Here is a 19,632-nt window from a genome sequence, read left to right on the forward strand (position 1 = left end):
ACTTCTTGTGCAATGCGTTACAGCTTAGCTCCGCATACCCTGCTGTGTTCATCATCCTGAACAAAGACTATAGCATAGTCGGTTTTGTCCAAAAGCCCACTTGTAAGAAAGGTTAAGTTACACTGTCTGTCTTGTTTGTTTTGCCAGTCACCTATGTCATCACGTTCATATTGCCCAAAGTGCGAATACCCACAATCTGTGTGCCTATGCGCCTATGTGCAAAAACAGCATAATCGCACTAAGGTCGTGATACTGCAGCACCCCTCAGAAGTCAAAGTGGCGAAGAGCACAGTGAGGTTACTTGCCATGACACTAAACAAGCTAGATATTTATGTTGGCGAGTCAGCGGGTGACTTTACTCAAGTGAGGGAATTATGTGAGGCGAATCCCGGGCAGGTGGGTGTGCTATATCCTTCGGCGCATAGCCAACCACTGGAAGGGCAAAGCACGCCTCGCCTGCAAGCGCTGGCTACCCTAGTGGTTCTGGATGGAACCTGGCGCAAGGCGAACAAAATCTGGCATTGTAACCCCTGGTTGCACACCTTATCAGGCTGGCACTTCGCTATGCCACCTAGCAGCCACTACCAACGAGTGGCTAAACGTCCGGACAGTTTGTCTACATTAGAGGCCGTCGCTTACGGTTTACATACCCTGGAAAATTTACCCCCTGAGCCAATGCTGGCACTTTTACATCAACGTCAGCAATTTCTATCAGGGCAACGGCCAGATTAACTCCACCCTGGCCCCACGGGGAGACTGATTAGTAATACGTAAACGCCCGCCATGTTTACTGATGATCACATTGACCAATGCCAAGCCAATACCAGACCCGCCAGCTTTGGTGGTATATAACGGGGTTAGGGCATTGTCCAGATTGGCAAATCCAGGCCCATTGTCGTCTACCAGCAAGTGCTGAAAGTTATTCTGACTGAATAATCGTATTGTGACTTTACGTTCCCCTGAAGGGGCCGCTTCCAGGGCATTTTTGACTAAATTGATTAACGCCTGCCCCAGCAATTGCGCATCACCAAAACAGCGATCATCCCCCATGATGGTAAGGTCATCATCAGCCTGGAGTAACCCCTGACATTGCTCCAACAGGCTAGACAACGAAAACCAGGCCGGGGTAGGGACTGGCATTTGCGATACGCTGGCAAAACGGTGCACAAAGTCCAGTAGCGCATCGGCCCGTTGCTGGATGCGACTTAACACCTTGCGCACTTGCTCTTCCTGCCAATCCGTGCTGCTGAGCAAGGTATCAGCCATGGACGACATAGGGGTCAGAGAATTGCGCAGTTCATGACTTAATACCCTGACCATGTTAGTTTGAATAGCCAGCTCAGCCTGCTGCAGTGATAAGCTGATATCAAAGGCCGTAAACAACCAATACTGCTTACCCAAAAGTTCATATCGAATAGACTGAGTTTGCCAGCCTTTATGCAGTAACGGGTGACTAAGCCCCCGTGAGGTCATTGCAAAACCTAAATCCTCATAGCTACTGCCAATTAATCGTGGGATACCTGGTAACGCCGTACTAGCGGGATTAGCATAGAGCAGTCGCCCTTCATCACTAAATACACAAACCGGCTGCAACCAGTTACTGAACAGCATTTCGATCAATAATGTCAGGCTTTGTTGTTGATGCTGATGTGTCAGTTGCCCGGCCGCCAGTTTATCAATGTCGATCCGCAACTGCTCTGCTAATGCCGACCGGGAAAGGAGTCTTGGAGTAACGGTATCTTCCCCGTTATATAAGCTTTGCGCATAACTGCTAAGCTGCATCCAGGGCAAGCTCAGCTGCTGCCAAAATTTAAACGTTATCCATCCCATGGGATACAGCAATAAAAACACTAAGGTCAGTATCGCCAACAGGCTCCACTCCCATTGCCAAGCTAATGCCACCAGCAGCCCTAACACCGCGAGCTGCATACTGATCAGCAAGGCGAGGAGACGAACTTCTCTAGTCTTCATCCGGACCAAAGTCCTGCTTGTCCAAGTTAAATTTCTCCATTCGCCTGTACAAGGCCATACGAGAAATTCCCAACGCCTGGGCAGCTTTGCTGATATGACCTTGGTAGTGGAGCAGGGCGGCTTCCACCAGCTCAGCTTCCACTTCCTCCAGCGGACGCAGACCAACCTGTTGCTTGCTTGATGAACCCGCCAGCATAAGCTGCGACGACTGAATCATGCCATCGCGGCAAATCAACACTGAACGCTCAATCACATGACTCAGCTCGCGGATATTGCCAGGCCAGTAATGCTCCCTCAAACGCTGCATAGCGTCATTGGATAGCTGAACCTGGCCTTTGTTATATTTGGCCGAAAATGCCTGCAAGAAATGTTCTGCCAAGGGCGGGATATCTTCTTGTCTGTCACGCAGTGGCGGCAGTTCTATGACAAAAGTATTGAGTCGAAACAATAAATCTTGTCGGAACTTGCCCTCTGCAACACTGGTGTTCAAATCAGCGTTAGTGGCACTGATAACCCTGACATTGGTAGAGCGGGTCTGGCTGGTACCCAGAATCTCATATTCTCCTGTCTCTAAAACCCGCAGCAACTTTGGCTGAACATCAAGCGGCAGGGTACCGACCTCGTCCATAAACAGCGTACCACCATTTGCTAGTTCAAAACGTCCGGTACGCGCCTCTCTGGCATCGGTAAATGCACCTTTGGCATGACCAAACAACTCACTTTCAAACAGGGTAGCCGGCACGGCACCCATATTCATGGTGACAAATGGCGTATCGCTGCGATGAGACATTTGGTAAATACGTTTAGCCAGTTGCGACTTGCCTGTACCGTTTTCCCCCAATATCAGGATATTGGCATCGGTTGGCGCGAGTTGCTCCAGCATAAGCTCCAGTTCCTGCATAAGCGGAGAAACGGCTATCCAGCCTTGGTTTGTTGTTTTAGCAGGTGTCGCTGGTATCGCATCAGCGATTCTTTCTCCCTGCAATTGCTGCTGAATAATCTGCAACAAACGGGACTTATCCCAGGGCTTTTCAATAAAATCCACCGCACCGCTTTTCATGCCCCGCACCGCTAGCTCAACACTCCCCCAGGCGGTCATCAGAATGACCTTCAGCCCTTGTTTAACCAGAGAGCTCAGGTATTCCAGACCTTCCTCACCGCTGGTGGTATCGCGATGGAAGTTCATGTCAAGCAACACAACGTCAGGCCTGTGACGGCTAGTCTGCACTGCAATTTCTCGACCATCAGCCGCTTCCACAACACGATAACCTTCTTTGCTTAACAGCAAATTGAGGGCAAGGCGGATATCTTCATCATCGTCGGCCACTAAAATCAGGCCCAAATCCCGATGCATAATAATTTCCTGGTTATGACATGCCCAGATAACCAGGCACTTAGGTCAGTTAGATAACGGATGGAATTCTAAAGAATCCCTAAGATTAATTCAGCCCGCATGCTATCGGGCTGTAATTTGTAGCCAGACTCGTCCCCCAAAGGGCATAAGCCTGGGTTTTCATAATTCTCTAAGCACTTTCATGGGATCGGATTGAATCGTCCGCCAACTGGGAATGACAACAGAGACCAACATCGCCACTGCCAATACCAGTGCCACAATAATACTGACAGGCCAAGCAAAAGCTGGCAGTTGCTCAACCTGACTGGCCATATATTGATAGCCGCAGACAGAAGCAACAAAGCCCAATACCAACCCCAGTGATAACATCAGACTGGCGTCTTTTAGCAATAGTCTGAGCAGGCCCAGTTGTTTAGCACCCGTGGCCATTCGCACTGCCATTTCGTAGCGTTTCTGAGCGGCTGTCATTTGACTCAATCCTGATACACCGATAACGGCCAGGATCAGCGTCAATATTGCCACGCTCAACACTACGTACATATTCAACCTGGTACTTTGTGTCATATCGCGCCAACGCTGCTGTATAGAATCGACACTGACATTCTCCAGGCGTGCGTCCAGACCAGTTAATAAAGGGGTAAGGGACTCTTCGCTGAGTGTTTCGCCCTCTGGCATGACAACCACCATTGACAGACGGCTCCCCGCACGTTGACGAAAGTTGTACAAAGTGGGCAGGTTTAAATTCATATCTATTCCCAAAACCGGCACTATGCTTCCCACTACACCGACTACCGTGGCCACATCGTCAGGATCCTGACCCAGTTTGAGTTGTTTGCCCACTATGTCCTGCCAACCTTGAGATCCGAAACGCTCAACAGCTAAACGCTTATCCACGACTATATTATTGGTGGTTTGATCGTCTTCCCGTAAGTTGCGCCCAGCCAGTAACTCAATACCAAACTCGGTAAATATCCCTTCCGACCAGGAAGCAATGATCACCGTACGAGTTTCCTGTGTATCCGGGTCCGGATAGGCATTAATTTCGACATTCACCCGTAAAGGTAAATGCGCCACATTGATAACCCGCCCTTCCAACGCCTCGAGACGCTCGGCCATGTTCTTCCGTAACAGATAGAGTTCACTGCCGACATAAGCTTCATAACTGTCCAGACTTTGTTGCCATTGCTCGTCCTTATATTCCAATGCCACCTCGAACGCATTCGGCAGATCAAAGCCCAGATCACGATAGACATTATCAAAGCTCTGTTTAGCGCTGATCAGTGAAGCGGTTAACAGCAAGCAGGCCAGCACCAACTGAAATACCATCAACACACGACCCAGACCTTGATTGTGCTGAGAGGGGGTACCTTTACCACTGCTGTTCAGGCTATCAGTCAGCGCCACCCTGTCTACATGCAGTAAGGCAACAAAGGAAAACAGTGCGTTGACGATAAAGACAATACCAATGCCAATTAGCACACTATTGCTGTCTAATTTGATATGTTCAAGCAAGGGTAAACTGTCCTCTGCTAACAGGGGGAGCAGCCTGATCAGCCAACTGGCCGACAGCAAACCAAGCAAGGTGGCAAAAACAAACATGGGCAGGTTTTCAACAAAGATCAGATTCCTTAGTCGCTGTACCGGCGCCCCCATACAAAGTTGGATAGAGAATTCTTTATTACGCCCCTGATAATGGGCAATAAACATATTGAATAAATTCAGACAGGCCATCACCAACAAGCTGAACATGGCGATTAACAACGCCAACACCAGCATACGACTGTCGCCCATAAACGCGTCGCGTACCGGCTGGATCTCAGCAGTTAATTGTTTCGACATTAGAAAATCCCTGGCTCGTTCATTGGTAACTTCGGATTCAACGTAGCGACTAAACCAACTAACCAAAGCTTGTTCTGACGGCAGGATGTCAGCGGCGCCTCTGACAAAGGTCAAGCCTCTCGCTCCCAAATCAAGCCCTTCAGGTTGTGTCAGAGCCTGCTGCAGGTCGCCAAATAACCATACTTGTTGATAGCCATCCCTGGAGACATTGCCAAAATCGACACTTTTTAGATCGGCCAACACGCCCAATACTGGTCGCTCCTCTCCGCCGATACGCAAAGTGGCATGCAGGGCATTCTCACGCTCAGCGAAGGCTGAATTCCATAGCGATTTGGAAATCCAGACGCCTTGCTCTGCACCTTCGGCTTGGCTGGTTTGTCCCAGGATCAAATCTAACCCCAGCAGCTCAGGTGTACCCATAGCCGAGACTAAACGAGTTACCCCATACTGCCGGGCATTGATTTCCACATTGCCACCGCCTACCTGAATCTGCCCCCAACTCAGTTCAGGGCTGAAGGACTCGCTTAGATGGGCCACTCGGCGTAACTCACTCAAAAACGGCACGGTAATATCATCTGAAATCTCCAGCGTTACGCCAACGCTGTAAAGATTAGTCTCATCACGGATGTCAGGCAGTGGCTGAATAAGTAAGGTGTTGGCTATGGCTACAACAGTTAATACCGAGGCGAGAGTAAGTCCGAGCGTTGAAATCAGCGGCAGACTTAAGCGTGGCTGATTAAACAAGCGCACAAAACCTTGTTTCACAGCCCCCAGATAGAGACTCATGCGACCTCCTTATCTGCCTGATGTTTAATCTGTTGTTCGGCCACAACTTTTCCATCCAGCAGCTGAATCTGACGATGAGCCAGACCACTGTAGCGGCTGTCATGAGTAACCATGACGATAGTGGCACCCTGTTTATTCAGCTCCAGCAACAATTGCATTACCGCATCACCATTTTTGGTATCCAGGTTTCCCGTCGGCTCGTCGACCAGAATAAGGTCTGGACGGCCCACTAAAGCGCGCGCTATGGCTACCCGCTGCTGCTGCCCACCTGATATCTGATTAGGGCGATATGACATTCTGTGTTCCATCCCCACCTTTTCCAGTGCTTCAACGACAGCGGCTTTAATAGTCGCTTTATGCTCGCCACGATGTTCCAGTGGTAATGCCACATTTTCAAAAACCGTCAGACTATCGATAAGGTTAAATGACTGAAAAACATAACCAATATGTTGATTTCGTACTGCGGTACGCTGATCAACCTTCAGACCACGGGTGTCTATACCAGCTATCTCATAAGTTCCCTCTGACGCGCTATCCAATAAGCCCATGATGGTCAGCAGAGTGGATTTACCACAACCAGATGGCCCGGTAATCGCCACAAATTCACCTTCATTTACACTCAGGCTGATACCGCGAAGGGCGTGAGTATCAATTTGCTGGCCAAGGTAAGATTTATGAATGTCGTGCATTGAAACAATGGTTTTCATCTGGTTATCCTTTATCGTCAATCTGAATTTTTTGGTAGGCGGCCCACTGCTGTGGCATCTGAGCAATAATCTGTTCATTCGCTCTTATGCCTGACAGCACCTGCAACCGTCCCTGACTGATATCCCCCAGTTCGATAGTGCGCTGTTCCGCTTTCCCATCCTGAGTCATCACAAAACGCTGTAGCTGGCTTCTTGGCCTAAGCCCTGGGGCTTGATTCACATACAGTGCATGGTCAATCGCCTGTAAAAAGATGTGTCCCGTCACCGACAAAGCAGGGCGGGCATCGGCTGGTAGTACCCCCGTCAAACTCACTTCGGCCAATACCGTGCCGTTAGTCACAATGGACTCCACACGATTTATCTGACCACGGACCTCGCCCTTGCGTGTGTTAATCAATACATCGGCACCCAGCTGAATTTGATCGGCCTGATGCTGAGGCACACGCAGTCTGGCCAACAACTTACTGTCGCTTCCCACCTTACCCAGCGAGGCGCCTTGGGGCACATTCTGACCAAGCTCTACATCCAGGCTTTGCAGCGTACCTTCAATACCCGCCCTGATTTGCAAATCTTCCAGTTGTCGGTTTAGCAACGCCACCCTTTGTTCTTGCTGTTGTACCTCTATCTGACGCTGAGTTAACTGCAACGCCTGCATTTCGGTAAATTTGGTTAACTTTTGCTTCTCAAAGTCCAACCGGCGGCGCTGCAATTTTGCATCTAACTCTGCACGCTTAATGTCCAGGCTCGCAGATACGCCGCGTTCCTCGAGCTCAATCAGCACCGACAACTCCAATTCGGCTTCTTCCAAGGCAGCGGCGATATCCGCTACTTGACCTTCAAAATCAAGCCTGGCGCTGCTTTGCTCCAACCCAAAAGAAGCCAGAGCCGCTTGCTGGCGAAGCAGTTCCCCTTGCTGGTGGCTGACTTCTTGCTCTAACTCTGGGTTAGCCAGCATCAAGATAGGGGTGTCTGCTTTAACACTGGCTCCTGGGCGATGATAAATGGCCGCAACCTTGCCCATAGTCTGAGAGGTTAACAATCTCTCTTCAGCCGAAAAAAACTCCCCAAAGGCCTGACTGTATAGCTTCATATGGCCCTCTTGCACCGCCAGCAGGTCTATATCCTGGCTCGAAACACTGAGTACGTCTTCCTGGCTCAAACTCAACACAGCGCCTCCCAGGAGCACGCTGGCGACGACCGTCAGGTACCATGTTTTGCGGGACTTTTTCTTATCTAGATTGATTTGCACGCCGCCACTCCACGTCATTGTTGCACGTGGAACATAATGAAAATTGCATGCCAAACTAAATAAACCATAATTTTCATATAGTTAATTAAGTTCCAGCATGCTAACTAAGGGGGATAATGTTCGATACCAAGCGATGATGTTCGTTTTCGAACAATGCAGGTATTTATGCCGACAGGCATAAAAAAACCCGTCATAAGACGGGTTTTTAGTCGGCTTCCTGACGGAAACTTATTTGCGCATATTCTTAATCAGTCGCAACTGCGCAATGGCTTCTGCCAATTCTGCCGCCGCTTCAGCGTAATTAAGATCGCTACTTGGGTTGGCAATATGCTCTTCAGCACGGCGCTTAGCCTCTAAGGCAGCCTGTTCGTCCAGATCTGCGGCTCGAACAGCTACGTCGGCTAACACTGTGACATTGTCAGGCTGAACTTCTAATACGCCACCGGCGATATAAATCAACTCTTCATGCCCATGCTGTTTAACCAGCCGCACCATACCAGGCTTAAGGGTAGTCAGTAGCGGAGCGTGACCAGGGCAAATACCCAGCTCACCTTCGCTGCCCGTCACCTGAATGGTTTCAACGCGTCCGGAGAAGATCTTGTCTTCAGCGCTCACCACTTCGAGATGTACAGTCATAGCAGCCATTTCACCTCCTTACGGATAACTAATGTACCGCCGAACCAGCCGGCGGCACGCCCTTACATGCCTTTGGCTTTCTCGATGGCTTCCTCAATGGAACCCACCATGTAGAAGGCTTGCTCTGGCAGGTGGTCATACTCACCTTCCAAAATGCCTTTAAAGCCACTGATGGTGTCTTTCAGTGCAACATACTTACCAGGAGAACCGGTAAATACTTCAGCAACGAAGAACGGCTGGGACAGGAAGCGCTGAATCTTACGTGCGCGGCTGACCACTTGCTTATCTTCTTCTGACAGCTCATCCATACCCAGAATGGCAATGATGTCTTTCAGCTCTTTATAACGCTGCAGTACTGACTGTACACCACGTGCAGTGTCATAGTGCTCCTGACCGATAACCAGCGGATCCAACTGACGAGAAGTGGAATCCAGTGGGTCAACCGCAGGGTAGATACCCAAAGCAGCGATATCACGGCTCAGTACTACTGTCGCATCCAAGTGAGCGAAGGTAGTGGCTGGAGAAGGGTCAGTCAGGTCATCCGCAGGTACGTATACGGCCTGGATAGAGGTGATAGAGCCAGTCTTAGTTGAAGTGATACGCTCCTGCAGTACACCCATCTCTTCTGCCAGGGTAGGCTGATAACCTACAGCAGAAGGCATACGACCCAGAAGTGCTGATACTTCGGTACCGGCCAGGGTGTAACGGTAGATGTTATCTACGAAGAACAGTACGTCACGACCTTCATCACGGAATTTTTCCGCCATGGTCAGACCGGTCAGAGCTACGCGCAAACGGTTACCCGGTGGCTCGTTCATCTGGCCGTATACCAGAGATACTTTGTCCAATACGTTGGAGTCATTCATCTCGTGATAGAAGTCGTTACCTTCACGGGTACGCTCACCAACACCGGCGAATACAGAGTAACCACTGTGCTCGATAGCGATGTTACGGATCAGTTCCATCATGTTTACGGTTTTACCTACACCGGCACCACCGAACAGACCAACTTTACCACCCTTGGCGAAAGGGCATACCAGGTCGATTACCTTGATGCCGGTTTCCAGAAGTTCAACCGCGCTGGATTGATCTTCATAGCTTGGCGCTTCACGGTGGATAGACCATTTCTCTTCCTCACCGATAGGACCTGCCTCATCGATAGGATTACCCAGTACATCCATGATCCGGCCCAGCGTAGCTTTACCTACAGGCACGGAAATAGGTGCACCAGTGTTTTCTACTTGCAGGCCACGACGCAAACCGTCAGTGGTACCCAAAGCGATAGTACGGACCACGCCGCCACCGAGCTGCTGCTGAACTTCCAGCGTCAACCCGCTCAAGTCACCAGAGGTAACTTTCAGTGCGTCGTAAACCTTTGGCACCCCGGACTGTGGAAATTCAATATCCACAACGGCACCGATTATCTGGACGACCTTACCTTGACTCATAATTTGTCCTCTTGATTTTTAAACCTTTGCCTACACAGCCGCGGCGCCGCTAACGATTTCGCTGATTTCCTGCGTAATCGCTGCCTGACGGGCCTTGTTGTAGATCAGTTGTAGTTCGTCAATCAGGCTGCCCGCGTTATCTGTCGCGGCTTTCATTGCAACCATTCGCGCTGCCTGCTCAGAGGCGGCGTTTTCAACTACACCCTGATATACCTGAGATTCCACATAGCGAACCAACAACATATCCAAAATTGGCTTTGGATCCGGCTCGTACAGGTAATCCCAACGGTGCTTGTATGCTTTGTCGTCAGACTTGGGCAAAGGTAGCAATTGACTGATCACAGGGGCCTGCGTCATGGTATTTACAAAGTTGTTGTATACCAGATACAGACGATCGATCTCACCTTTGTCAAAGGCGCTAAGCATGACCTTAACCAGGCCAATCACGTCTTTAACACTAGGCGCATCACCGATTCCCGATTCCGCTGCCATTACCTTACCGCCAAAACGGTTGAAAAAGCCGCAGGCTTTAGAGCCAAGTGCAGCAAAATGCACTTGTGCACCTTTTTGCTGCCACTCTTTAGCATCTTTCACTACCGCCTTGAATTCGTTGGTGTTCAAGCCACCACACAAACCACGGTCGGTAGAGATAACGATGTAACCTACGGCCTTGACATCACGCTCTTCCAAATAGGGATGACGGTATTCAAGGTTAGCGTTGGCAAGGTGACCAATCACGCTTCGCATGTTGTCAGCGTATGGACGGCTGGAAGCCATACGGTCTTGCGCCTTCTTCATTTTGGAGGCGGCAACCATTTCCATAGCGCTGGTGATCTTCTGAGTATTCTTGATACTCCCGATCTTACCTTTTATCTCTTTACCACCGGCCATGACACTCTCCCGATTACTCAACGATGGATGCGCCTAAGCGCATCCAGTTATTACCAAGTCTGCGTATCCTTGAACTTGCTTAACGCTTCTTTCAAGGTTGCTTCGATCTCGTCGTTGTAGTTACCCGTGCTATTGATAGTGTTCATGAGCTCGGCGTATTCGCTACCCATAAAGGCATGCAGAGCAGCTTCAAAGTCCAGGACTTTATTCAGCTCAACATCTTTCAGATAGCCTTTTTCAACGGCAAACAGAGACACAGCCATTTTCGCTACGTTCAGCGGGCTGTATTGCTTCTGCTTCATCAGTTCGGTTACACGCTCACCGTGCTCCAACTGGGCACGCGTTGCGTCATCCAGATCAGAGGCAAACTGAGAGAAGGCCGCCAATTCACGATACTGAGCCAGCGCCAGACGGATACCGCCACCCAGCTTCTTAACGATCTTGGTCTGCGCTGCACCACCTACACGAGAAACCGAGATACCGGCGTTAACAGCAGGACGAATACCAGCGTTAAACAGGTTGGTTTCCAGGAAGATCTGACCATCTGTAATAGAGATTACGTTGGTCGGTACGAATGCAGATACGTCACCAGCTTGAGTTTCAATGATAGGCAGAGCGGTCAATGAACCTGTCTTACCTTTCACTTCACCCTTAGTGAAGTTCTCTACGTACACGGCGTTAACACGTGCAGCACGCTCCAGCAAACGGGAGTGCAGATAGAAAACGTCACCAGGATAAGCTTCACGGCCTGGCGGACGACGCAGCAACAAAGAGATCTGACGATAAGCAACGGCCTGCTTAGACAGGTCATCGTAAATAATCAGGGCATCTTCGCCACGGTCACGGAAGTATTCACCCATAGTACAACCGGCAAAAGGTGCCAGGTACTGCAGAGCGGCTGATTCAGATGCAGAGGCAGCAACCACGATAGTGTGTTCCATTGCACCATGCTCTTCCAGCTTACGTACCACGTTGGCAATAGTAGAAGCCTTCTGGCCTACAGCAACGTAAACACACTTAATACCCGTGCCTTTCTGGTTGATGATGGCATCAACGGCTAGCGCGGTTTTACCGGTCTGACGGTCACCGATGATCAGCTCACGCTGACCACGACCAACAGGGATCATGGCATCGATAGACTTGTAACCAATCTGAACAGGTTGATCAACCGACTGACGCTCGATTACGCCAGGGGCTATTTTTTCAACAGGTTCAAAACCATCAGCATCGATAGCACCTTTACCGTCGATAGGCGCACCTAGCGTGTTAACAACACGACCCAACAGGGCACGGCCAACAGGTACTTCCAAGATACGACCGGTAGATTTAACTTTTACGCCTTCCTGCAGGTCAGCGTAAGGGCCCATCACTACCGCACCAACGGAATCACGTTCCAGGTTCAGGGCGATAGCATAGCGATTACCAGGAAGCTCGATCATTTCGCCTTGCATTACGTCTGCAAGGCCATGAATGCGGATAATACCGTCGGTAACGCCAACGATAGTACCTTCATTACGTGCTTCACTTACTACATCAAACTGCTCAATTCGCTTTTTGATCAGTTCTGCAATTTCAGTGGAATTCAGTTGCATACTCTTTCCCCGTTATGCTTGTAACGCGTCTGCGAGACGGTTCAATTTGCTTCTGATGGAACCATCGATAACAGTATCGCCGGCTTTAATAACCACGCCGGCAACTAATGCAGGATCCACGTTACAATTCAGCTTAACTTTTCGTGCAAGACGCTTTTCAAGCGACGCGCTGAGCGTGGCGATTTTTTCCTGACTCAGTTCAGTAGCAGAAGTAATCTGTACAGAGACTTCCTTCTCGTACTCAGCTCTGAGTTGAGCGAAAAATTCCAACACCTCAGGCAACGCCTTGAGACGACCATTTTCAGCCATCACCTTGATGAGATTTTGCGCCGGTTGGTCTAACTCTTCCTGACAAACCTTAATAAAGATTTCAGAAAGCTGGTTAGCTGCCATTGCACTGCTCAGCAGTTGCTTCACAGTCTCATCGTTGGCGACCGCAGCGGCAAATGACAGCATTTGCTGCCATTTGTCTACAGCCTGATTTTCGACTGCAAAATTGAATGCGGCTCTTGCATAAGGGCGAGCAATATTTGTCAGTTCAGACATAAGCCCCCCTTAAAGTTCAGCGACCAGTTTTTCAACAATATCGCTGTGCGCTTGTGCATCAATTTCGCGAGCCAGGATCCGCTCAGCACCCAATACTGCCAGAGTAGAAACTTGCTTACGCAGCTCTTCTTTGGCACGGTTGCGCTCAGCTTCAACTTCTACCTGACCAGCTGAGATAATTTTGTCACGCTCTTCGTGTGCACGCTGAGTTTCGCTTTCAACGATACTCCCGGCACGACGTTTGGCCTGCTCGATAATTTCTGCAGCTTGCTGTTTGGCTTCAATCAACTGCTCTTTGGCTTTTTCCTGAGCCAGGTGCAGATCTTTTTCGGCGCGATCAGACGCAGCCAAGCCATCAGCAATTTTCTTTTGACGCTCTTCGATGGCCGACATAATCGGCGGCCACACGAACTTCATGCAGAACAGCACGAATACGGCAAAAGCGATAAGTTCTCCGAGTAGAGTGGCGTTAAGATTCACGACCGCTCCTCCTTAGTTGACAGTTGTTCGTGTAAATAGCCAGCCAGGTCACTTTAGATCGCGAACAACATGTACATGGCGATACCTACACCGATCATGGCTACCGCATCGATCAGGCCGGCCAGGATGAACATTTTCACCTGCAGGGAAGGAGCCAACTCAGGCTGACGAGCACAAGCTTCCAGGAACTTGCCACCCATATTACCAAAACCCAGTGCAGTACCGATGGCACCGAAACCAATCAACAGAGCGACAGCGATAAGTTTAATTGCAACTGCGATTTCCATTTTTTTCTCCAATTATCAAAGGTTAAGTTTAAGTTATCGAAATTAGTGATTGTCAGAACTGGCCATGCTTAGATAAACAATGGTCAGCATCATAAATACAAACGCTTGTAGAACAATGACCAGTATATGGAATACCGCCCACACAAAATGCAGGGGCAACTGCAGCAAACCAATTGCACCGATCAAAATAAAGATCATTTCCCCCGCATACAGGTTACCGAACAGACGCAAAGCCAGAGAGAAAGGCTTAGCTATCAGGGCAATAAGCTCCAGCAGCAGGTTAAAAGGGATCAGGATAATCTGTAACACTGTGTTATTCGTGCTGAACGGGTGCAGTGTCAGTTCCTTGATAAAGCCACTGACACCTTTAATACGGATGCTGTAGCCGATCATCAGCAGAAACACGCCCAGCGCCAGCGCGGCTGTCATATTGATATCTGTGGTAGGTACAATCTTCATGTAGACTTTTTCAGCCGGTACATTGAATACGGTCTCACCTACCACGCCAGCAAAAGCAGGAAGGAAGTCAACCGGTACCAAGTCCATCAAGTTCATCAGGAACACCCAGATAAAAATAGTCAGGGCAAGTGGGGCAATCAGCTTGCTCTTGCCATGATAGGTGTCCTTGACATTGCTGGCGACGAAGTCGATCACAATCTCAACGAAGCATTGAAACTTTCCAGGTACTCCGGAAGTCGCCTTTTTGGCGGTACTTCGGAACAACCATAAGAAGATTAAACCCAGTCCGATAGACCAAGCCAGAGTATCAATATGCCATGTCCAGAACCCAGCCTCACTACATGCCTTATTAAAGCTGACCCCAGCTTCGGTGGTACAAACTTTGGCATTAGTAAGGTGGTGCTGAATATGGCTGGATAAGGTAAGTTCTTCACCTGCAGCCATGTTTCATCCTAATTGTTTAAAGTTTAAAGAAAAACGGTGCTGTCCACTGTGCCAGCAGGGTAATAACAAACCCTGCTATAAATGCGCCTGGTTGTAAAGATGGCTGGGAAAGAACCAGCGCACACAACACAATGGTTAAAATAATTTTTATCGTATGCCCTCCTAACAAGAGAGCTTTTGCGCGTTCAACCCCATCCGACGCCAGATGCCGGAATGCCAGATACGCAAATACTAAATTGGGGACCACGGCTACCAAACCTCCCTTAAGCAGGGACTTAGCGGTTAATTCACCCCACAGCATGTAACTTAGCAAGGCAAGTAGCACAGCTACCATGGCCTGAAATCCAATCGCTAAATATGCTGATTTCCTAATTTCTCTGGCGGACCAATCAGCCACTGTGATATCCCCTGTGGGCTAGTGTGTCAGGGCCCAAAAAAACCTGCGGAAGTATACTGGTTTACCTTCAATTTGCAACTACAAGCCGAGGTATGCGGCTAAAGTCGATAGTCGCTAAATTGGCGAAATCAATCGGTTTCGTTTTTTAAGCGAACGAGGATACCATCTAACTCATCGAGGCTGGTGTAACTGATGACCAGCTTACCTTTGCCTTTACGGTTATGGTTAATGGAAACGGCGGCGCCAAGGTTCTCAGCCAAGAGGTTTTCCAGGCGCTTAATATCCGGATCGGCCTGCTTCGGCGCTTTAACCGGCTCGGGCTCTAACAGTTTACGCACTAGTTTTTCAGCATCACGCACTGTCATGCCTTTACCCACTACAGTACGGGCTGCGTCAACCTGTTGCTCTCCTTCAAGGCTGAGCAGAGCACGAGCATGGCCCATCTCAATATCACCGTATTCAAGCAACAATTTAACGTCGTCGTTAAGATTGTTTAGGCGTAACAGGTTGGTAACACTAGCGCGGGATTTACCCACAGCATCCGCCACTTCCTGATGGGTCAGCTCAAATTCATTGAGCAAACGCTGCAGCGCCTGAGCTTCTTCCATGGCATTAAGGTCTTCACGCTGAATATTCTCTATCAGCGCAATAGCAACGGCCGCTTCATCTGGCACGTCTTTAACCAAGCACGGAATCTCAGCCAGTTGTGCCATCTGCGAAGCGCGCCAGCGGCGCTCACCGGCGATAATTTCGTACTTTTGTTCTGCCACTTTGCGAACAACAATGGGCTGAATAATGCCTTGCGAACGGATCGACGAAGCAAGATCTTCCAAGGCTTCAGGTGACATATCCTTGCGGGGCTGATATTTGCCGGGCTGCAAAAACTCTATGGGTAACTTTTGCAATTCACCACTTTTTTCGAGCTGTTCTAGGTCGCTTTCCTGTTTGACATGCTGGTTACTGGTAGCCAGTAACGCATCAAGGCCTCGGCCTAGTCCTCGTTTCTTGCTCGACATGGGATCCTCAAAAGTTCTTGGTTTGCTCTGTCGGCGAATTCTAACGGATTAACCGGCTTTGGCTACAGTGGATTCTCTGTCGCGTCGCCGTAAAATTTCGCCAGCCAATGCCAGATAGGCTTTGGCACCAGCAGAAGATTTTTCATAATACATGGCAGGTGCACCAAAACTCGGCGCTTCTGCCAAACGCACATTGCGGGGAATAACAGTACGGTACACCTGCTCACCGAAGTGGCGTTTTAACTGCTCTGACACATCATTCGCCAAACGGTTACGTGGGTCATACATGGTACGTAGCACACCCTCGATTTTCAGATCCGGATTCACCACAGAGGCCAGTTTGCGAATAGTATCCATCAGTGCCGTTAGCCCTTCCAACGCGTAGTATTCGCATTGCATGGGAACCAATACTGAATCTGCCGCCGCCATGGCATTGACCGTAAGTTGGTTTAGGGAAGGGGGACAATCGATGAAAATATAATCGTAATAGTCGCGGACCGGCTTGAGGGCATTACGCAATCTGACTTCACGAGCAAATTGTTCCATCAGCTTAATTTCAGCCGCAGTCACATCACCATTGGCAGCAATCAGATGATACTTACCGGACGTTTCTTTGATTATGACGTCATCAATCGGCTTTTCTTCAATCAACAACTCATAGCATGTTGCGTCGACATCAAACTTGTCGACGCCACTGCCCATGGTCGCATTACCCTGCGGATCAAGGTCAATCAATAATACCTTACGCCGGGTTGCCGCCATGGATGCGGCAACATTCACCGCAGTGGTCGTTTTGCCTACACCGCCCTTTTGATTTGCAATGGCAATAACCTTACCCAAGACAGTCTTCCCCACGTTCAGTTAGATTTTCTGGATCTTGACCAGATGTCTCTGTGCATCCAGACCAGGTACATCCAGCTTGACGACCTCGCAGACCTTAAAGTTCGCGGGAATTTCGTCCATTTCTTCGGCTGGAAACTGGCCCTTGAGGGCCAAAAAAGTCCCTTGAGAATCTACCAGATGCTGGCACCAGTGCAACATATCTTTTATGGATGCGAAAGCACGGCTCAGCACACCGTCATAGGGTACATGCTGATGAAACTCTTCCACACGACTTTGAACCGCCTGAACATTAGGCAAACCAAGTTCATGGGTAACCTGTTTGATAAAGCGTATGCGTTTGCCCAAACTGTCTAGCAGCACAAACTGGGTATCTGGCAACATGATGGCTAGAGGGATACCGGGTAAACCAGGTCCTGTACCTACATCGATATAGTGTCGGCCGGTCAGGTGCGGTGTAATCACGATGGAATCGACAATATGCTTGATCAGCATTTCTTTGGGATCCCGCACCGAAGTCAGGTTATAGGCCTTGTTCCATTTATCCATCAACTGAACAAAAGCCACTAATTTTTCAACTTTTGCTTGCTCAACAGACAAGCCCATCTTGACCAGATAGGCCTGTAAACAGGTCAATAATTCACTATCAATTTGCATCATCAGGCAGATTCTTTATCCATTTTTTTCAACAATCCCTGCTTTTTCAAATGTACCAGTAGCAAGGAAATAGCCGCAGGTGTGATCCCAGAGATCCTAGATGCCTTACCAACAGTTTCCGGTCGAGCAGACTCAAGCTTGGCTACCACTTCGTTGGATAAACCAGAAATAACGGAGTAATCCAGATCAATGGGCAACAGAGTATTCTCGTTGCGCTGCGTACGCTCGATTTCATCTTTCTGACGTTCTATGTAGCCAGCGTACTTAATTTGAATTTCTACTTGTTCCGCAGCCTGAGGATCCTCTAGACCCGGACCAAGATCGCTGATTTTCATCAACTCGGCGTAAGTTACTTCCGGGCGGCGAACCAGTTCTTCCAGAGAATGTTCTCTGGACACTGGATTTTTCAGCTTAAGATTTAGCGCTTCCACGGCGGCGTGACCAGGATGTATCCACTGGCTACGCAGACGCTGCCTTTCCGTCTCTATCGCTTCCACCTTGGTGTTAAAAGCAGCCCAACGAACATCATCCACCAGCCCCAATTCGCGGCCTTTGGCGGTTAATCGTAAATCCGCATTGTCTTCACGCAGTAATAATCGATACTCGGCACGACTGGTAAACATACGGTAGGGTTCCTGGGTTCCCATAGTCGCCAGATCATCGATCAAAACACCTACATAGGCTTCATCACGACGGGGTGTCCAGCATTCTTTGCCCTGAACCTGTAGTGCCGCATTCATGCCAGCAATAAGTCCTTGTGCGCCCGCTTCTTCATAGCCCGTAGTACCGTTAATTTGCCCGGCAAAGAACAAACCTCGAATATACTTAGTTTCCAGTGACTGCTTGAGATCCCGGGGATCAAAAAAGTCATATTCAATAGCGTAACCGGGGCGAACAATATGAGCGTTCTCAAACCCCTTAATGGAGCGTACAAGCTGCCATTGAACATCAAAAGGTAAACTGGTGGAAATACCATTGGGGTAAATCTCAATGCTATTTAACCCCTCTGGTTCAACAAAGATCTGGTGAGACGTCTTATCCGCAAATCGTACGATTTTATCTTCAATGGACGGGCAATATCTCGGCCCAATACCCTCAATAACTCCAGCGTACATAGGTGATTGATGCAGGTTTTCACGAATGATCTCATGGGTTCGCTCATTGGTATGAGTGATATAGCAAGGGATCTGTCTGGGGTGATCCTGGATCTTACCCAAATAGGAAAATACCGGCAGTGGATCATCGCCAGGTTGTTCCTGCATAGCTGAAAAGTCTAAGGTTCTGGCATCTAAGCGCGCAGGCGTGCCTGTTTTTAAACGGCCAACTCTGAATGGTAAGGCTCTCAAACGTTGTGCTAATGCATTAGACGGCGGATCCCCGGCCCTGCCTCCCTGATAGTTCTGCAAACCAATATGGATAATACCGCCCAAAAATGTGCCTACAGTCAGCACTACGGCGTTAGCCTGGAATTTCAGTCCCATCTGAGTAACTACGCCAGTGACTTGATCGTTCTCAACGATCAGATCTTCACAAGATTGTTGGAACAAGGTCAGATTAGGTTGTTGTTCTAGTATGTTGCGAATAGCCGCCTTGTACAGGCTACGGTCAGCCTGAGCTCTGGTTGCGCGTACCGCAGGCCCCTTACTTGAATTCAGTGTTCTGAATTGGATCCCGCCAAGATCCGCAGCCAATGCCATGGCACCGCCTAAGGCATCGATCTCTTTAACCAGGTGGCCTTTACCAATTCCACCAATCGCAGGATTACATGACATCTGTCCCAGCGTATCGATGTTATGGGTCAGTAACAGGGTTTTCATACCCATTCTGGCTGATGCTAATGCCGCTTCTGTGCCTGCATGACCACCACCTATGACGATCACATCAAACTTTTCTGTGTAAAACATCTTTCACTCTGACCTGCCAAAATTGGGGGTGCATATTCTATAGATTTTCCTGCCTAAACGGAACGATTAAAATTCGAGCAAGGGATCGGTGTGATCCACTGATCCGGATAAGAAAAGAAAGGATCTATT

At 49.1% G+C, this 19,632-nt stretch carries 19 protein-coding genes; 1 reads left to right on the forward strand and 18 read right to left on the reverse strand.

What is annotated here, in order from left to right; all coding sequences use genetic code 11:
- Positions 1-153 precede the first annotated feature (153 nt).
- Complete coding sequence (locus IEX02_RS05795) at positions 154-732, forward strand: tRNA-uridine aminocarboxypropyltransferase (RefSeq protein ID WP_188691504.1); 579 nt, start codon at positions 154-156, stop codon at positions 730-732.
- Here IEX02_RS05795 and IEX02_RS05800 read toward each other — a convergent pair.
- The 18 genes from IEX02_RS05800 to mnmG form a co-directional block, all read right to left on the reverse strand.
- On the reverse strand, positions 712-1,971 hold the full coding sequence (locus IEX02_RS05800) for a sensor histidine kinase (protein WP_188691506.1): 1,260 nt from the start codon (positions 1,969-1,971) through the stop codon (positions 712-714). The two genes, IEX02_RS05795 and IEX02_RS05800, sit on opposite strands and share 21 nt — an antisense overlap.
- Positions 1,961-3,325, reverse strand: a complete 1,365-nt coding sequence (locus tag IEX02_RS05805; protein ID WP_188691509.1) for a sigma-54-dependent transcriptional regulator — start codon at positions 3,323-3,325, stop codon at positions 1,961-1,963. Before IEX02_RS05805 ends, IEX02_RS05800 begins: the two co-directional genes overlap by 11 nt.
- A 159-nt stretch (positions 3,326-3,484) precedes the next feature.
- The gene (locus IEX02_RS05810) at positions 3,485-5,950 is read right to left on the reverse strand and encodes an ABC transporter permease (protein ID WP_188691511.1); all 2,466 of its coding nucleotides are present in this window, start codon (positions 5,948-5,950) and stop codon (positions 3,485-3,487) included.
- Positions 5,947-6,657: an ABC transporter ATP-binding protein gene (locus IEX02_RS05815; protein ID WP_188691514.1), complete on the reverse strand. Its 711-nt coding sequence runs from the start codon at positions 6,655-6,657 to the stop codon at positions 5,947-5,949. Before IEX02_RS05815 ends, IEX02_RS05810 begins: the two co-directional genes overlap by 4 nt.
- Positions 6,658-6,661: 4 nt before the next feature.
- Positions 6,662-7,906 (reverse strand): efflux RND transporter periplasmic adaptor subunit, encoded by a 1,245-nt coding sequence (locus tag IEX02_RS05820; protein WP_188691516.1) that lies wholly within the window; start codon positions 7,904-7,906, stop codon positions 6,662-6,664.
- Positions 7,907-8,134: 228 nt separating this feature from the next.
- Positions 8,135-8,551, reverse strand: coding sequence for a F0F1 ATP synthase subunit epsilon (locus IEX02_RS05825; RefSeq protein ID WP_188691519.1), 417 nt, complete (start codon positions 8,549-8,551; stop codon positions 8,135-8,137).
- A 53-nt stretch (positions 8,552-8,604) separates the two neighbouring features.
- Positions 8,605-9,990, reverse strand: a complete 1,386-nt coding sequence (atpD, locus tag IEX02_RS05830; RefSeq protein WP_188691521.1) for a F0F1 ATP synthase subunit beta — start codon at positions 9,988-9,990, stop codon at positions 8,605-8,607.
- Between the two features lie 30 nt (positions 9,991-10,020).
- Positions 10,021-10,881: a F0F1 ATP synthase subunit gamma gene (gene atpG, locus IEX02_RS05835; RefSeq protein WP_188691524.1), complete on the reverse strand. Its 861-nt coding sequence runs from the start codon at positions 10,879-10,881 to the stop codon at positions 10,021-10,023.
- 50 nt (positions 10,882-10,931) lie between these two features.
- The gene (atpA, locus tag IEX02_RS05840; protein WP_188691526.1) at positions 10,932-12,473 is read right to left on the reverse strand and encodes a F0F1 ATP synthase subunit alpha; all 1,542 of its coding nucleotides are present in this window, start codon (positions 12,471-12,473) and stop codon (positions 10,932-10,934) included.
- A 12-nt stretch (positions 12,474-12,485) separates the two neighbouring features.
- Positions 12,486-13,019 (reverse strand): F0F1 ATP synthase subunit delta, encoded by a 534-nt coding sequence (atpH, locus tag IEX02_RS05845; RefSeq protein ID WP_188691531.1) that lies wholly within the window; start codon positions 13,017-13,019, stop codon positions 12,486-12,488.
- A 9-nt stretch (positions 13,020-13,028) separates the two neighbouring features.
- The gene (gene atpF / locus IEX02_RS05850) at positions 13,029-13,499 is read right to left on the reverse strand and encodes a F0F1 ATP synthase subunit B (RefSeq protein WP_188691534.1); all 471 of its coding nucleotides are present in this window, start codon (positions 13,497-13,499) and stop codon (positions 13,029-13,031) included.
- A 53-nt stretch (positions 13,500-13,552) separates the two neighbouring features.
- Positions 13,553-13,786: a F0F1 ATP synthase subunit C gene (atpE, locus tag IEX02_RS05855; RefSeq protein WP_188691538.1), complete on the reverse strand. Its 234-nt coding sequence runs from the start codon at positions 13,784-13,786 to the stop codon at positions 13,553-13,555.
- A gap of 42 nt (positions 13,787-13,828) precedes the next feature.
- On the reverse strand, positions 13,829-14,689 hold the full coding sequence (gene atpB / locus IEX02_RS05860; protein WP_188691541.1) for a F0F1 ATP synthase subunit A: 861 nt from the start codon (positions 14,687-14,689) through the stop codon (positions 13,829-13,831).
- A gap of 16 nt (positions 14,690-14,705) precedes the next feature.
- The gene (locus IEX02_RS05865; protein WP_188691544.1) at positions 14,706-15,086 is read right to left on the reverse strand and encodes an ATP synthase subunit I; all 381 of its coding nucleotides are present in this window, start codon (positions 15,084-15,086) and stop codon (positions 14,706-14,708) included.
- A 128-nt stretch (positions 15,087-15,214) separates the two neighbouring features.
- A complete protein-coding gene (locus IEX02_RS05870; RefSeq protein WP_188691546.1) occupies positions 15,215-16,102 on the reverse strand; it encodes a ParB/RepB/Spo0J family partition protein in 888 nt (295 codons plus the stop codon).
- A gap of 48 nt (positions 16,103-16,150) precedes the next feature.
- On the reverse strand, positions 16,151-16,942 hold the full coding sequence (locus tag IEX02_RS05875) for a ParA family protein (protein WP_188691549.1): 792 nt from the start codon (positions 16,940-16,942) through the stop codon (positions 16,151-16,153).
- Between the two features lie 21 nt (positions 16,943-16,963).
- Entirely contained in the window at positions 16,964-17,599 is a 636-nt protein-coding gene (gene rsmG / locus IEX02_RS05880) for a 16S rRNA (guanine(527)-N(7))-methyltransferase RsmG (RefSeq protein WP_188691856.1), read from the reverse strand.
- 2 nt (positions 17,600-17,601) lie between these two features.
- A complete protein-coding gene (mnmG, locus tag IEX02_RS05885; protein WP_188691550.1) occupies positions 17,602-19,503 on the reverse strand; it encodes a tRNA uridine-5-carboxymethylaminomethyl(34) synthesis enzyme MnmG in 1,902 nt (633 codons plus the stop codon).
- Positions 19,504-19,632 lie beyond the last annotated feature (129 nt).

The sequence above is a fragment of the Bowmanella pacifica genome (assembly GCF_014645355.1).
GTDB lineage: Bacteria > Pseudomonadota > Gammaproteobacteria > Enterobacterales > Alteromonadaceae > Bowmanella > Bowmanella pacifica.